The organism is Pseudomonas sp. SG20052, assembly GCF_031766055.1.
In the GTDB taxonomy this organism is placed as follows: domain Bacteria; phylum Pseudomonadota; class Gammaproteobacteria; order Pseudomonadales; family Pseudomonadaceae; genus Aquipseudomonas; species Aquipseudomonas mandelii.
Genome location: NZ_CP134498.1, coordinates 181,551 through 197,559 on the forward strand (window position 1 = coordinate 181,551; position 16,009 = coordinate 197,559).

The following is a 16,009-nucleotide window of genomic DNA, read 5'->3' on the forward strand; positions in this document are numbered from 1 at the left end:
TCCGATGCAGCGGTACGTTCTGCAGTGATTCAAGACAAGTAATTCCGGGAAATTCCAACATGCGTTTGCACCTGTTCAAGGCTCTACCCTTCGCTCTAGCCGCCAGTTTTGTTCAGGCGCAGTCACTTCCGGAGGCCATGCAACAGGCATTGGATGTCCATCCGGAAATCCAGGCAGGTGTTAATAGTCGATTGGCCGCGGATTATCAGTTAAAGGCGGCAAAAGGTGGATACCTTCCCCGGGTCGATCTGCTGGGCGGTTATGGTCGCGAAGGCACTGACAGCGTCACCACCCGCGCGGCCGGCAGTGACAATCACTGGGAAACCCTGAACCGCAGCGAGTCAAGTTTGCGTCTGTCGCAAATGGTTTTTGACGGTTTTGCGACGTCCAGTGAAGTGGGGCGTCAACAAGCCACCGTTAATTCCCGTGCTTATTCCTTGTTGGGCACGTCCGAACGTACCGCGCTGACCGTGGCTCAGGTTTATCTGGATGTACTGACCCGCCGCGAGTTCGTGCGCCTGGCCACCGATAACCTGAAAAGCCATGAACGCATTTTTGACCAGATCAAGTTGCGCACCCAGCGCGGCGTCGGCAGCGGTGCCGACCTCGACCAGGCCGAAGCGCGTATGGCCCAGGCCCGCAACAACCTGATCACCGAACAGACCAACCTGGCGGACGCCGAGACCAACTTCCTCAGTGCCGTGGGCCAGATGCCGGATCAATTGGAGCGTCCTGCCGATTTCCTCGCGCTGTTGCCGGCCAACCTGAATGAAGCCCGGGCGCAGATGCTGGAAAACAGCCCGATCCTGCGTTCGGCCGAGTCCGACATCGCTGCGGCCGAAAAACAGTACGACGCCGCCAAATCGTCCTTCTACCCGCGCTTCGATGCCGAACTGGGTCGCTCCGCCGACAACGATCTCGACGGTCAGAACGGCCACAGCAACGAATGGCAGGCCATGTTGCGCATGCGCTTCAATCTGTATGCCGGCGGCAGCAACAAGGCGGATCTGGAATCCAAGTCCTACCTGTCCAACCAGGCGCTGGATATCCGCAATAACGCCCTGCGCGTATTGAACGAAGAGTTGGGCCTGGCCTGGAACGCGTTGAACAACGCCAACGCCCAGGTGCCGATCGCCCAGCAATATGTCGATCACAGCACAAGCGTGCGCACCGCGTACCAGAAGCAGTTCAGCCTGGGCGAGCGCACCCTGCTCGACCTGCTCGACAGTGAAAACGAACTGTTCACCGCTTCCCGTCGCCTGGCCGAGATCAAGAACATTCAGTTATTTACTCAATACCGAATCAAGGCGACCATGGGCGAGTTGCTCAAGAGCCAGGGAGTGGTCGCACCGTTGGCATCCGTTGTGCAGAACGACGTGAAGCCCAGGGTCCAGCTACCCGGGATGAATTGAGTCTTCCCTTTTTACTGTTATCCAAGAGTGCCGAGCGTGGAATCAGAAGTCAGTAGAGTTCAACTCATTCATGATCCACGCGCGCTGCACGACGATCCGTTACTGGACGGTCTGCTAGCCCTTTGCACCCTGCATCAGAAACCGGCCAGCGCCGCGATGCTGACCACCGGCCTGCCGTTGCCCAAGCAGCGTCTGAGCGTTGAGTTGTTGCCCCGCGCCGCCGCTCGCGCCGGTCTGCAAGGGCGGGTGCTGGTGCGCAAGCTGGAGCAAATTCCGGCGATTGCGATGCCGGCGCTGCTGCTGCTCAAGGATGGCCGCAGCGCCGTCCTGCTCGGCTGGCACGGTGAAGACCAGGCCCGCCTGCTGATCAGCGAAAGCGACGGTGGCGAAAGCCTCGTCAGCCGCGAACTGCTGGCCGACGACTACATCGGCAAAGTGTTCTTCGCCCAACCCCAGCACAAATTCGACGTCAATCACGGCACGCTGATCCCGCGCGCGCGCTCGTGGTTCCGCGACACCCTCAAGCGTTCGCGCTGGCTGTACGCCGACGCCATCGCCGCCAGTTTCCTGATCAACATCATCGCCATGGCCGCGCCGCTGTTTGTCATGAACGTCTACGACCGCGTGGTGCCGAACCAGGCGGAATCGACGCTGTGGGTGCTGGCCATCGGCATCACCGGGGCGTATCTGTTCGACCTGATCCTCAAGAGCCTGCGCAGCCTGTGCCTGGACCTGGCCGGGAAGAAAACCGACCTGATCATCTCGGCGACGTTGTTCGAACGCATTGTCGGCATGGCCATGAAGTACCGCCCGGCCCGGGTCGGCAGCTTCGCCCAGAACATCCATGAGTTTCAGAGCCTGCGCGACTTCCTCGCCTCGCTGACCCTGACCAGCCTCATCGATCTACCGTTTACGCTGCTGATCTTCATGGTCATCGCCATTCTCGGCGGGCACCTGGTGTGGATTCCGGTGCTGGCATTCCCGATTGCCCTGCTGATCGGCTATGCGCTGCAAAAGCCGCTGGTGGCGACCATGGAACGAACCATGGCCTTGGGCGCCGAGCGTCAGTCGAGCCTGATCGAAACCCTCGCCGGCCTCGATGCGGTGAAGGTCAACAACGCCGAAAGCGAACGCCAGTATCAGTGGGAACAGACCATCGGCACGCTCAGCCGCCTCGAACTTCGGGTGAAAATGCTCTCCGGCCTGGCGATGAACATCACCTTGCTGATCCAGCAATTGGCCGGGGTGATCATGATCGTCTTCGGCGTGTACCAGATCATTGCCGGCAATTTGAGCATGGGCGGTCTGATTGCCTGCTACATGCTCAGTGGCCGCGCGCTCAGCCCGCTGGCTTCGTTGTCCGGCCTGCTGACCCGCTACCAGCAAGCGCGGGTGACCATGGTCTCGGTGGACCAGATGATGGAGTTGCCGCAAGAACGCAACTTCGAAGAGCGCCCGCTGAGCCGCAAGGTACTGCAAGGTGCCATCGAATGCCGGCAGATGAACTTCACCTACCCGAATCAACAGAACGCGGCGCTGAAAAACATCAACCTGATCATCAAGCCGGGCGAGAAGATCGGCATCATCGGTCGTAGCGGCTCGGGCAAAAGCTCCTTGGCCAAACTGCTGGTGGGGCTCTATCAGCCGGACGACGGCGCGCTGTTGGTGGACGGTGTCGACATTCGTCAGATCGACGTCAGCGAATTGCGCCACAACATCGGCTACGTCGCGCAGGACATCCAGCTGCTGGCCGGCACCCTGCGCGACAACCTGGTCTCGGGCGCGCGCTATGTAGAAGACGAAATGGTCCTGCAAGCCGCCGAGCTGGCCGGCGTGCATGAGTTTGCCCGCCTGCACCCGCAAGGCTATGAGCTGCAAGTCGGCGAACGCGGGCAGAACCTGTCCGGCGGTCAGCGCCAGAACGTGGCCCTGGCCCGTGCGCTGCTGCTCAACCCGCCGATCCTGCTGCTCGACGAACCGACCAGCGCTATGGACAACACTGGCGAAGAACGCCTCAAGCAACGCCTCGCGGCGGTGGTTGAAAACAAGACCGTGGTGCTCGTGACGCACCGGGCTTCACTGTTGTCCCTGGTGGATCGCCTGATCGTCATCGACCGTGGACAAATACTCGCCGATGGCCCGAAAGCCGCCGTGATGGAAGCGTTGAAGAAGGGGCAGATCAGTGTTGCTTAAGTCGGGTTTCAAGGATTCGATCCGCCGTTACTTCAAAGGCTCCGAGTCGCTGCATGGCCAGCCACTTCCCGAGGTCAATAAAGCCCTTATCGAAGACGCCCCGCGTGTGGTGCGGCTGACGATCTGGGCGATCATCGGCTTTTTCATATTCCTGATGCTCTGGGCCAATTACGCGGTGATCGACGAAGTCACCAAGGGCGACGGCAAGGCGATTCCGTCGTCGAAGATCCAGAAAATCCAGAACCTTGAGGGCGGTATCGTCTCCGAGTTATTCGTCACCGAAGGGCAGATTGTCGATGCCGGTGCGCCGCTGATTCGCCTGGACGACACGCGGTTTGCCTCCAACGTGGGCGAGACCGAAGCCGATCGGCTGTCGATGCTGCTGCGCGTGGAGCGCTTGAGCGCCGAGGTCGATGACCGTCCGTTGAACTTCCCCGCCGATGTGCTCAAGGCTGTTCCCGGTCAGGCCGCCAGCGAAGAGTCGCTGTACATCAGTCGTCGTCAGCAACTGCACGATGAGATCGGTGGTTTGCAGGAGCAGTTGATCCAGCGTCAGCAAGAGCTGCGCGAATTCACCTCCAAACAGTCGCAGTACCGCAATGGACTGTCGTTGCAGCGTCAGGAAATCAACATGTCCGAGCCGCTGGTGGCTCAGGGCGCGGTGTCGCCGGTCGAAGTTTTACGGCTCAAGCGGGCTGAGGTCGAAACCCGTGGGCAACTGGACGCCACAACGCTGGCAATCCCACGCGCCGAATCGGCAATCAAGGAAGTGCAGCGCAAGATCGACGAGACGCGCGGCAAGTTCCGCAGCGAAGCCCTGACCCAACTCAACGAGGCCCGCACCGACCTGAACAAGGCCCAGGCCACCGGCAAGGCTCTGGAAGACCGGGTCAGCCGGACGCTGGTCACTTCGCCGGTGCGCGGCATCGTCAACAAGTTGCTGGTAAACACTATTGGCGGCGTGATCCAGCCGGGCAGCGATCTGGTGGAAATCGTACCGCTGGACGACACCTTGCTGGTGGAAGCGAAGATTCGCCCGCAGGACATTGCGTTCCTGCACCCGGGCCAGGAAGCGACGGTGAAGTTCACGGCGTATGACTACACCATTTACGGTGGGCTGAAGGCCAGGCTTGAGCAGATCGGTGCCGACACCATCACCGATGAAGACAAGAAGACGACGTACTACATCATCAAACTGCGCACGGATCGCAGTCACCTGGGGACAGATGAAAAGCCGTTGCTGATCATCCCGGGGATGGTGGCTTCGGTGGATATCATTACTGGCAAGAAGACAGTTCTCAGCTATTTGCTCAAGCCGATTATCCGGGCCCGCGCCGAAGCGCTGCACGAGCGGTAGTTCTCGGTTGGGGCTGATGGCCTCTTCGCGGGCAAGCCTCGCTCCTACAGGGATTTGTGAACGCGCTATCCCATGTAGGAGCGAGGCTTGCCCGCGAAGGCGGCCTCAAAAACGCCGCAAGCCGAAAGCCACATCGTTATTCATTAACGGTATTCAAATTTCAATTCTTGGTGGAGAACCTGGTGTTTGACACGCTGGAGCGCGTGACTGTTAAGCGCTGGGGGACGCAGCGCTGAGTTTTGCAGTGTCTGAGCTGGCCTCTTCGCGGGCAAGCCTCGCTCCTACAGGGTTTTGTGTTGAATACAAAATCTGCGTCCACTGAAGATCCCCTGCAGGAGTGAGCCTGCTCGCGATGAGGCCGGTCCAGCCAACACAATAATTGGGGATGTTTGCTAGCATTGCGTCTGAATCAATCCAGCCCAGACACGAGTGCTCAACATGCAACTCCCGGACATGAACCTTCTGGTCGCCCTAGACGCCTTGCTCGATGAAGGCAGTGTGGTGGGTGCCGCGCGGCGGATGAACCTCAGCCCGGCGGCCATGAGCCGAACACTCACGCGAATCCGCGAGGCCATCGGCGATCCGATTCTGGTGCGCGCCGGTCGTGGTCTGGTGCCGACGCCCAAGGCGTTGGAGCTCCGCGAGCAAGTGCGCGACGTCGTCGAGCAGGCCGCGTTGCTATTTCGCTCGGCTGATGCGGTGGACTTGGGTTCGTTGCGTCGTCGGTTCAACATCCGGGCCAATGACTTCTTCGTCGGTGTCTACGGCGGCAAGCTGTTTGACACCCTCGACCGCCAGGCGCCGCATTGCGAGCTGCGCTACGTCCCCGAGGGCGATGGCGATGATGAAGCGCTGCGCGAAGGGCGCATCGACCTGAGCATCAGCAACACCCGGCCGCTGACCCCGGAAGTGAAGGTGCAGAATCTGTTTTCCACTCATTTCGTCGGCCTGGTGCGCGAAGACCATCCACTGTTCGACGAAGAGATCACGGCCGAGCGCTTCGCCGGTTTCTCTCACATCAGCATGTCCCGTCGCGGCATTGCTCGCGGGCCGATCGATACAGCACTCAATGCCCTTGGGCTTGAACGGCGGGTGGCGGTGATTGCGCCGAGTTTCCATGCGGCGATGTTTGCGCTGCCGGATTCCAACCTGATTTTACCGGTGCCCAAGGAGGCGCTGTTGAGTGTGCGGCGCCTGGGCTTGAAGCTGCGCTCGTTTACCCTGCCGGTTCCCTTGCCCACGCTGATGCTGACCCAGGCCTGGCACCCGCGTTTCGACAAGGATCCGGCGCATCGCTGGCTGCGTGAAACGCTCAAGGCGTGCTGTGACGAGACCTGGCTGGCCGCACAACCCACCTGAAATTGAACACTGTCCCCTGTGGGAGTGAGCCTGCTCGCGATAGGGCCATCACATTCAACATAGAGGTTGACTGAACCACCGCTATCGCGAGCAGGCTCGCTCCCACTGGGGTTTTGTATTGCTGCATAGAGCGCACTTATAACCTGCCCATAAGTCAATTTTCGTCAGGTTCCACACTTCTTAAAATGCTTCGGTATTTAACCCCCGGAGCTTGCACCAAATGACTTCCCTCACGGTCACGGCACCTCTCGCCTCGGCCAGTCCGGCCGCCGTTACGCCTCCGGTCTTCGGCCCGCGGATCATCATCGGTCTGGTGGGCGTATTGCTGGCGGTGTTGGTGTCGGGCCTCAACGAGATGGTGACCAAGGTCGCGCTGGCTGACATTCGCGGCGCATTGGCGATCAGCTACGACGAGGGCACCTGGCTGGTTGCCAGTTACACGGCGACCTCGGTAGCCGCCATGGCCTTCGCGCCCTGGTGCGCGGTGACGTTCTCGCTGCGGCGTTTCACCCTCTGCGCCATCAGCGCCTTCACCCTGCTGGGCGTGTTGTGCCCGTTCGCTCCGACCTACGAAAGCCTGCTGGTTATGCGCACCTTGCAAGGCCTGGCCGGCGGCGCACTTCCGCCGATGCTGATGACCGTCGCGCTGCGCTTTTTACCGGCCAACGTGAAGCTATACGGTCTGGCGGGGTATGCGCTGACGGCCACCTTCGGCCCAGGGCTCGGGACCCCTCTGGCCGGTTTGTGGACCGAGTACGTCGGCTGGCAATGGACCTTCTGGCAAATCATCGTACCGTGCCTGATTGCCATGGCTGCCGTGGCTTACGGTCTGCCGCAGGATCCGCTGCGTCTGGAGCGCTTCAAGCAATTCAACTGGTGCGGCTTGTTGCTGGGTTTTCCGGCGATTTGCATGCTGGTGATCGGCATTCTGCAGGGCAATCGGCTGGACTGGTTCGAGTCGAGCCTGATCTGCGGATTGCTCGGCGGTGGGTTGCTGCTGTTGGTACTGTTTTTGATCAATGAATGGTCGCAGCCGATCCCGTTTTTCAAGATGCAGATGCTCGGCATCCGCAACCTGTCGTTCGCCTTGTTGACCCTGGCCGGCGTGTTGGTCGTGCTGCTGGCAGTGATCATCATCCCGTCCAGCTACCTGGCGCAGGTCCAGGGTTATCGCCCGGTTCAGACCGCGCCGATCATGTTGCTGGCGGCCCTGCCGCAGTTGATCGCGCTGCCGTTGGTGGCGGCGCTGTGCAACCTGCGTTGGGTCGATTGCCGCTGGGTGCTGGGGCTCGGCTTGAGCATGTTGGCGCTGTCATGCATCGGCGGTTCGCAGCTCACCTCGGTGTGGATTCGCGACGATTTCTACGCGTTGCAATGGCTGCAAATCTTCGGTCAGCCCATGGCGGTGTTGCCGTTGCTGATGCTCTCGACCGGCAGCATCACGCCGATGGAAGGCCCGTATGCCTCGGCCTGGTTCAACACCGTGAAAGGCTTGGCGGCGGTGATCGCCACCGGGATGATCGAGGCGTTGACCACGTCGCGGCTGCATTTCCATTCGACCATGCTGGTGGACAACCTCGGCAACTCCCCTCTGACCAACAGCGACAGCGCCGGCCTTGCCCATCGGCTGCATGAGCAGGCTGTGGTGCTGACGGCATCGGATCTTTATCTGTGCATGGCCGGCGTCGCGCTGACGTTGATCTTGCTGATTTTCTGGCTGCCGACGCGGATTTATCCACCGCGTGCACCGACATGAATGCTTCACTGAAACAGAAGGTTTTTATGACGACTCAAACAAAGCAAAAAGTGACTGTCGGCGTCGCCGCAGTGGTGGCGGTCGGCGTGCTGATTTACCTGCTGGCGCCAGGCGTTTTCGGTAAGCGCACCCAGCAGAACACCAATGATGCCTTTGTCTCGGCGGACTTCACCTTGGTGGTGCCTCGCGTGGCGGGTTTCATCAAGGAAGTGCTGGTGGAAGACAACCAGCAGGTCAAGGCCGGGCAGTTGCTGGCGTTGATCGATGACCGCGACCTGCGTGCCGCCGCCCAAGCCGCCGATGCCGAAACGCTGGTGGCCAGGGCGCAACTGCAAAATGCTAAGGCGACCCTTGAACGCCAGACGTCGGTGATCGCTCAGGCCCAGGCCACGGTGGTGTCGGCCAAGGCTGAAATGGCCTTCGCCGAGCATGAACTGAACCGCTACAACCACCTCGCCGGGGTCGGTGCCGGCACTGTGCAGAATGCTCAGCAAGCGCGCACGCGCATCGATCAGGCCACCGCGCGGTTGGCCAATGTCACGGCGGTGCTGGCGGCGGAACGCAAGCAAGTGGAGATCCTCACCGCTCAGCGCGACGCGGCCGACGGTGGATTGAAGCGGGCGCAAGCGGCGCTGGAAATGGCCAGCTACGAGTTGTCTTACACGCGCATCGTTGCCCCTCAGGACGGCATGGTGGGCGAGCGGGCTGTGCGGGTCGGCGCTTACGTAACGCCGGGCAGCAAGATTCTGGCGGTGGTGCCGCTGGCACAGGCTTACGTGGTCGCCAATTTCCAGGAAACCCAACTGACCGACGTGAAGCCTGGGCAGGATGTGCAAGTGCGTGTCGACAGCCTCGGAGGCGAGGTCCTGACGGGGCGCGTCGAGAGCATCGCGCCGGCGACCGGTGTGACGTTTGCGTCGATCAAACCGGACAATGCCACCGGCAACTTCACCAAGGTGGTGCAGCGAATTCCGGTGAAGATCATTCTGGATCCGGGGCAGGCATTGGCCGAGCGGTTGCGGGTGGGGATGTCGGTGGAGGCGAGGATTGATACGGCCAGTGAGGCGACTGCGTCCGAGGTGGTTCAGCGATGAAGATCTTCGTTGGCCACTGGCCTCAACTCACCCTGTGCGCCTCGCTGGTCATGAGCCTTTCCGCCTGCACCGTCGGCCCCGACTTCCAGAAGCCTCAACCCCAAAAAATCACTGAATGGTCAAAACCATCAAAAGCCGCCGCCAGCGAAGCGGTATCCACCGACATGAACGAACGCTGGTGGGACGTCTTCAACGACCCAAAACTCTCGGCCCTGACCCAGCGCGCCTTGACCGATAACCTCGATCTGAAACTCGCCAGCAGCCGCTTGCAGCAAAGCCGTGCGGCGCGTCAGGTCATCACGGCCGACCGTTATCCGAATACCGCCGCCACCGGCAGCTACGGGCGCAAACGCAACAGCGGAGAAGGTCTGAACGACCCATCAGGCAACAACGGTGATTCGGCGTTCAACCTCTGGGACGCCGGCTTCTCCGCTTCCTGGGAACTGGATTTCTGGGGCCGTGTGCGCCGCGAAACCGAAGCCGCCGATGCGACCCTGGAAGTCGCGGAAAACGATCGCCGTGGGGTGCTGCTGTCGGTGCTCGCCGAAACCGCTCAGGACTATATTCAACTGCGCGGCGTGCAGAGCACGCGGGCCGTTACCGAGCAAAACCTCGAGGTCGCCCGGCACAGCCTGAAGCTCTCGCAACTGCGTCTGGCCGACGGCGTTGCCACCGACCTTGATGTCGCCGAAGCGGCTGCCCAAGTCGCCGCCATCGAGTCGCGTCTGCCCGCGCTGGAACAGCGCCAGTCACAACTGATCAACGCCCTGAGCTTGTTGATGGGCGAACCGCCTCAAGCGCTCCAGGCCGAGTTATCCACAGACGCCCCCGTGCCTTCGACACCGCGCCAGGTCGCCATTGGCCTGCCGTCGCAATTGGCTGAACGCCGCCCGGATATTCGTCAGGCCGAAGCCCGACTGCACGCCGCTACTGCGAGCATCGGCGTGGCCAAGGGGGACTTCTATCCGCGGATTACCCTGTCGGGCAACATCGGTTCGCAAGCCGTGCAACTGAGCGATTTCGGCTCCTGGGGCTCGCGCTCGTTCGGCATCGGCCCGCAATTCAGCCTGCCGCTGTTCGATGGCGGCCGCCTGCGCGGGGTCCTGAACTTACGCGAGGCCCAGCAACAGGAAGCCGCCATCGCCTACCAGCAAACCGTCCTGCGCGCCTGGCATGAAATCGACGATCAACTGAGCGCCTACAACGCCAGCCAACTACGCCGCGACAGCCTCGCCGAAGCCGTCCGCCAAAACCGGATCGCCCTGCGAACCGCGCAGCAGCAATATGTGGAAGGGGTGGTGGATTTCGTTAACGTACTGACAGTGCAAGGCGCGTTGTTGGCGACACAGGAACAGTTTGTCGAGAGCTCGACCGGGGTGTCGCTGGCGATGGTGGGTTTGTATAAGGCGTTGGGTGGGGGATGGGAGTCGGTGTATCCGTTGGCTAGTGTCGTTACCAGTAATCCGGTTTGATGGCGGGAGCCTTATGGGTCGGTACCCGTGCCTGAAATTGGTGTACCTGCAACTCTTCAGAGGTGACGACACGCCGCATCCAGTGAGAGTGCTCCTTCAAAGAACCTGGTGATGGGCGGTTTAACTCGGCACGGTGAGGAAGAATGACCCCGACTTTCATGTCAGGAAAATCTTCTCGAATTGCTTTCAGGGCTGGAGTCATGTCTGTGTCACTGGATACCAGGACTAGCTGTTCGATTTGTTTATTAGCATGGAACTTGGACTGTCTTGCGGCTGTGCGATACATACTGATCGCAATATGGACATCTGTCTCTTTCTCTTCAAGCTTCCAGATGTCGACTTTGTCTTGGCGAGAGGCGCCAGTTTTTCTGTCAATGAAGCGAGGTGCTTTCGCGGGCTCAAGCTTATGGCGACCGTAGTGAATGGCAACGTTGGTTGCTTTTAATGCACGCAAATAGGTGTCTTGAGCTTCTTTGGAGGCTCGGCCGCGAGTTGCAAGCTCTGGCTTGACGGATGAGGTGAAGTAATCAACCGAGATTAATGAGCTTTGGGGATTCTCGATGTAAGCGACATGGCCCAGCAAACTTTTCAGATTGAGCCATTTGTATGGCGTGCCCGCGAGTAATCCATAGAACACGTTGTAGCCATCGACAAAAAACGCGGTTCGCACAAACTCAATCCTCTGAAACGAAAAAACCGGCCGAAGCCGGTTTCTTCACCCCAACGGCCAGTGAATTTAATCTCTGCGTACGGGGTTCAGTTGGGGAATCCTAAGTCGGGTGTGTCATATACGTCAACCCACTGGCTGATCAACATTTGACTCGATTGAAGGATTTCCAGCGCCGGCGAGTCAGTTTTGATCGCCGACCTTGGTGATGGTCAAGGCGTTATCGGCCTGAGTTATTAGTAATTGCTACAGGAAGAGTGTTGAGGTGCTGCATTTCGATAAAGGTTTGAAGTGTCGATCGCTGCTCTCCGTATCGATTGAAAGTACGTTCCCCAATCTGATGTGGGATTTATTACCGATAGCTACTGAAGGAAAGCCCACGTTTTCGTGCTGAGAAATCAGGCAATTTTGAAACAGCACATTTCTATCCAAGGACATCTATCCACTTGACGCCCACCCACCCTGTCATAGACTCCGCTCATCCGTCAGGGAGATACGGTTATGCGGCGTTTTTGTGTTTGGGTTATTGGATTGACCGTTGTGACCTGCGCAGTACACGCGCAAACGCCCGCGCCAGACGATCCGTTGTTGGAAAACAGCACCGCTGGCAGCAATGCGACAACCAGCAGCGAGGCCCGGGGCGTGTTGCGTGCCCGGGATCAGGCGGTGCTCGCCAGTGAGTTGTCCGGGCGCATTGTCGAGCTGCCGTTCAGTGAGGGCGAGTCGTTCAAGAAGGGCGATACGCTGGCGCGTTTCGATTGTTCCGCTTATCAGGCCCAGCTCAATGCGGCGCAGGCTGCCAACCGTGGTGCGGGTGAAGAGCTGTCCCACAACAAACAGCTGGCGGCGTTGAATTCGGTCGGGCGTTTTGAAGTGGCGCGGGCCCAAGCCAAAGTCAGCGAGACGCAGGCGCAGTCTCAGGTTTATCAGGTTCAGGTCAAACGCTGCAGCGTGCTGGCGCCGTTCGATGGCCAGGTCGTCGAGCGCAAGGTCAAACGCTATGAAAGCGTGGCGGCCGGTGCACCGTTGCTGGATGTGGTAGACAATCGAACGCTGGAGATCCATCTGCTGGTGCCGTCACGCTGGATGGCCCGGCTCAAGCCCGGTCAGACCTTCAGCTTTGTCCCCGATGAAACCGGTCAAGCGCTGGATGCCACAGTCAAACGCCTCGGCGCTCGAATTGATGAAGGCAGCCAGACCTTGTTGCTGGTTGCAACACTGCCCAATGCCAACGGTTTGCTGGCCGGCATGAGCGGCACGGCGCGTTTCGCGGAGCTTAAATGAACGCGCCCGCTGCGAGCGGTGCCGAACAGGTCTTCGCCAGGTTTCTTGATCTCGAACGCCTGACCCGCGCTGCGCGCACGCCTGCGCAACTGGCCTACAGCCTGGTCAATGACGGGCAGGCGCTGTTTGGTTTTCGTCATGCGGCGCTGTTGATTGCCGGCAAGGTGCAGGCGGTGACGGGTGTCAGTGCCGTCGACCCGAATGCTCCATTCGTGGCGTTCGTCGAGCAGGCCGTGGCGCAGTTGTTCAAGGCCGATGTGCTGAAGCAGGCAAGGGTGATACCGGCGAATGTCCTCAGCGAATCGATTCAGGCCGATTGGCAAAGTCTTTCGGCGGCTCAGGTGTTTTGGCTGCCGCTGATCGATCACCAGGGCGAGGTATTCGGTGGGCTGTGGCTGGCGCGGGACCTGCCGTGGAACCCTTCCGAGCAAGTGCTGCTGTCGCAACTGGGCGACACTTACAGCCATGCCTGGTTGGCGCTGCAACCGCGCAAACCGTGGCGGCTGCGCTGGACCCGAAAACGTCGGGTGGCACTGGTCGCGGTGCTGTTGCTCGGGTTGCTGATCCCTGTGCGCCAATCGGTGCTGGCGCCGGCAGAAGTGGTTCCATTGGGTGGCCGGGTGGTGGCTGCGCCCTTGGACGGCGTGATTGCCGAATTCCTGGTCAAACCCAATCAGACGGTCAAAGCCGGCGACCTGTTGCTGCGCTTCGAAAGCACCACGCTCAAGGCCCAGGCCGATGTGGCCGAACGCGCCTTGGGGGTGGCCGAAGCTGAACTGAAGGCCAATTCCCAACGCTCGTTCGCCGATGCCGAGTCCAGCTCGAAGATTGATCTGCTGGCTGCGCGAGTCGAGCAAAAACGCGCCGAACGGGATTACGCCCGCGAATTGCTCAAACGCAGTGAAGTCCGCGCCGAGCGCGGCGGTATCGCGGTGTTCGCCGATGCGGAGCGCTGGACCGGCAAGCCGGTGCAGACCGGCGAGCGGCTGATGGAAATCGCTGACCCGACCCAGGCCGAGTTGCGCATCGAACTGGCGGTGGGCGACGCGATATCCCTTGAGCCCGGCGCGCAAGTCGCGCTGTTTCTCGACAGCGATCCGTTGCAGCGGCACTTGGCGAAACTCGAACGCTCGGCCTATGAGGCGCAACCCACCGCTGCCGGACAACTGGCTTATCGCCTGGATGCGAATTTCGAGGGCGCACCGCCGCGCATCGGCCTGCGCGGCACCGCTAAAATTTTCGGCGACCGTGCTCCGTTGGCGTTGTACCTGCTGCGTCGACCTCTGGCCGGGTTGCGCCAGAGTGTGGGGCTTTAGATGAGCCTGCCGAGCCTGCGGGCCGACTTGCAATTGTCCGTGGCGGCTCCGGCCCTCGATGGCTCGCCGCGCTGGACCCTCGCCGACCCAGTGCGCGGGCGCTATTTCAAACTCGGTGCCGCCGCGATGCGGTTGCTGCGTCATTGGTCGTTGGGGGATCCCGAGCAGGTGTTACGCGCCGCCAACCGCGAGCCCGGGTTGCCACTCGATGGCGCGGAGCTTGAGCAGTTGCTGGGCTTTTTGCGTGGCCACGACCTGATCAGCGCACTCGACCCGCAACAGCGCGCCAGTTACAGCCTGAAGGCGGCCGCCCAGCGTCAGACGCTGTGGCAGATTCTGCTGCACCAATACCTGTTTTTCCGCATTCCCCTGTGGCGCCCCGACGCTTTTCTCAATCGTGCCTGGCCATGGATCGAGCGCTTCGGCCCGCGGGCGCTGCGCTACGGGTTGCCCGTGACGTTGGGGCTCGGGGTGTTTCTGGTGTCGCGGGACTGGCAGCGGTTTATCGCCACCTTCCCGCATCTGTTCAGTCTCGGCGGCGCTCTGGCGTTCGGTGTGGCGCTGTTTTTTGCCAAGCTCTGTCACGAGTTCGGCCACGCCTTCATGGCCAAGCGCGCGGGTTGTCGGGTGCAGAGCATGGGCGTGGCGTTCATGGTGTTGCTACCGATGTTTTACACCGACGTCAGTGATGCCTGGCGGGTCAATGATCGTCGTGCGCGACTGTTGATCGGCGCCGGTGGTGTGCTGGCGGAATTGCTGCTGGCGAGCATTGCACTGCTGGTCTGGTCATTGCTGCCGGACGGTCCCGGGCGCACCGCTGCATTCATGCTCGCCAGTGCCACCTGGATCACCACGCTGGTGATCAACCTCAACCCGTTCATGCGCTTTGATGGTTACTTTTTGCTCAGCGACTTTTGGGAAGTGGACAACCTTCAAGGGCGAGCCTTTGCCTTGTGCCGTTGGCGGTTGCGCGAGTTTTTGTTCGGCTATGGGGCTGCGGCGCCGGAGCCCTGGTCGCCGAAGATGCAACGTCGATTGCTGATCTGGGGCTATGGCGCGTGGCTGTGGCGTGCGGCGTTGTTTCTCGGGATCGCGCTGGCGGTCTATCACCTGTTCTTCAAGGTGTTGGGGATTTTCCTGATGCTGGTGGAGTTGGTTTGGTTCATCTTCCTGCCGATCTTGAGTGAGTGGCGGCAATGGTGGAGCCGACGGGAGCAGGCCTATGTCCCCCGCGTGTTGCTCAGCGGTCTGGCCTTGCTCGGACTGGTGCTGGTGCTGGTTTTGCCGTGGCGCAGTGCGGTGGAGCTGCCGACGATGCTGGAAGCGGGACGCGCCAGTGCGTTGCACGCGCCCGTCGCGGCGCGGGTCAAAACGGTGAACGTGCATGACGGTCAGGTGGTTGCCCAGGGCGAGGTGCTGATCGAACTGGAATCGCCGGACCTGGACTCGCGCCAGGCCATCGTCCGGCGTGAAATCCAGATCCAGCAGTTGCAGATGCGCCGTCAGGCCAGTCGCAGCGAAACCGCCGCCGACGCCGGGATTATCGAGCAACGCCTGGCGGAGGCGGTGGCCGACTATCGCGGGCTGGCCGCCCAGCGTGAACGTCTGCTGCTGCGCGCGCCCCACGCCGGCACCGTGCGCGATCTGTTGCCGCAACTGGTGGCAGGTCGCTGGTTGTCGACCAAAGATCCCCTGGCGCGGGTCGTTGAAGACGGTGCACGGTTGCGTGGCTATCTGGCCGAAGCCGAACTGTGGCGCGTGGCGCCGGGGGCCACCGGGCGGTTCATTGCCGATGATCCGATGCACCCGGCGATCGCCGTGCGATTGACCGAAATCGACACCAATGGCGCGGCCTATGTCGATCAGGAAGCGCTGACGTCCGATCACCACGGGCCGATTGCCGTGCGCCGGGATGCGCATCAACGGGCTGAGCCGGTGCAGGGACAATACGGAGCGCGGTTGAGCACCCTCGAAGCCGCGCCGACGCCGATGCAACCCTTGCGCGGCGTGGTGGTGTTGCAGGGCAGCGGCGAGTCGTTGTTGGGCGTGGCCTGGCGCCGCATGGCGGCGCTGGGTGTCAGGGAAAGCGGTTTCTAAGG

Annotated in this window: 11 protein-coding genes; 10 read left to right on the forward strand and 1 reads right to left on the reverse strand. The window is 61.0% G+C overall.

Going from position 1 to position 16,009, the window contains the following annotated elements; translation table 11 throughout:
* Positions 1-59: 59 nt before the first annotated feature.
* The 7 genes from RHP74_RS00795 to RHP74_RS00825 all read left to right on the forward strand — a co-directional run bounded on the left by RHP74_RS00795 (position 60) and on the right by RHP74_RS00825 (position 10,643).
* Positions 60-1,412, forward strand: a complete 1,353-nt coding sequence (locus tag RHP74_RS00795) for a TolC family outer membrane protein (protein WP_010464927.1) — start codon at positions 60-62, stop codon at positions 1,410-1,412.
* Between the two features lie 36 nt (positions 1,413-1,448).
* Positions 1,449-3,605: a type I secretion system permease/ATPase gene (locus tag RHP74_RS00800; protein WP_010464926.1), complete on the forward strand. Its 2,157-nt coding sequence runs from the start codon at positions 1,449-1,451 to the stop codon at positions 3,603-3,605.
* Positions 3,595-4,962, forward strand: coding sequence for an HlyD family type I secretion periplasmic adaptor subunit (locus tag RHP74_RS00805; RefSeq protein WP_145309058.1), 1,368 nt, complete (start codon positions 3,595-3,597; stop codon positions 4,960-4,962). The genes RHP74_RS00800 and RHP74_RS00805 overlap by 11 nt, the downstream gene beginning before the upstream one ends.
* Positions 4,963-5,400: 438 nt before the next feature.
* Positions 5,401-6,321 carry a LysR family transcriptional regulator gene (locus RHP74_RS00810; protein ID WP_077750398.1) on the forward strand — a complete coding sequence of 307 codons (921 nt, stop codon included), beginning with the start codon at positions 5,401-5,403 and terminating at the stop codon, positions 6,319-6,321.
* A 220-nt stretch (positions 6,322-6,541) separates the two neighbouring features.
* Complete coding sequence (locus RHP74_RS00815; RefSeq protein ID WP_311097205.1) at positions 6,542-8,077, forward strand: MFS transporter; 1,536 nt, start codon at positions 6,542-6,544, stop codon at positions 8,075-8,077.
* Between the two features lie 26 nt (positions 8,078-8,103).
* On the forward strand, positions 8,104-9,171 hold the full coding sequence (locus RHP74_RS00820) for an HlyD family secretion protein (protein ID WP_311097206.1): 1,068 nt from the start codon (positions 8,104-8,106) through the stop codon (positions 9,169-9,171).
* Positions 9,168-10,643 carry an efflux transporter outer membrane subunit gene (locus tag RHP74_RS00825; protein ID WP_311097207.1) on the forward strand — a complete coding sequence of 492 codons (1,476 nt, stop codon included), beginning with the start codon at positions 9,168-9,170 and terminating at the stop codon, positions 10,641-10,643. The genes RHP74_RS00820 and RHP74_RS00825 overlap by 4 nt, the downstream gene beginning before the upstream one ends.
* On the opposite strand, the gene RHP74_RS00830 is transcribed toward RHP74_RS00825, so the two are convergent.
* Complete coding sequence (locus tag RHP74_RS00830) at positions 10,624-11,313, reverse strand: NYN domain-containing protein (RefSeq protein ID WP_311097209.1); 690 nt, start codon at positions 11,311-11,313, stop codon at positions 10,624-10,626. The genes RHP74_RS00825 and RHP74_RS00830 overlap by 20 nt on opposite strands.
* A gap of 498 nt (positions 11,314-11,811) precedes the next feature.
* On the opposite strand from RHP74_RS00830, the gene RHP74_RS00835 reads away from it, so the two are divergent.
* From RHP74_RS00835 to RHP74_RS00845, 3 genes are read left to right on the forward strand one after another with little or no spacing between them, the layout of a single operon-like run.
* Positions 11,812-12,594, forward strand: coding sequence for an efflux RND transporter periplasmic adaptor subunit (locus tag RHP74_RS00835; protein ID WP_010464919.1), 783 nt, complete (start codon positions 11,812-11,814; stop codon positions 12,592-12,594).
* Entirely contained in the window at positions 12,591-13,910 is a 1,320-nt protein-coding gene (locus RHP74_RS00840; RefSeq protein ID WP_288113939.1) for an efflux RND transporter periplasmic adaptor subunit, read from the forward strand. Before RHP74_RS00835 ends, RHP74_RS00840 begins: the two co-directional genes overlap by 4 nt.
* Positions 13,911-16,007 carry an HlyD family efflux transporter periplasmic adaptor subunit gene (locus RHP74_RS00845; RefSeq protein ID WP_311097211.1) on the forward strand — a complete coding sequence of 699 codons (2,097 nt, stop codon included), beginning with the start codon at positions 13,911-13,913 and terminating at the stop codon, positions 16,005-16,007.
* Positions 16,008-16,009: the final 2 nt, after the last annotated feature.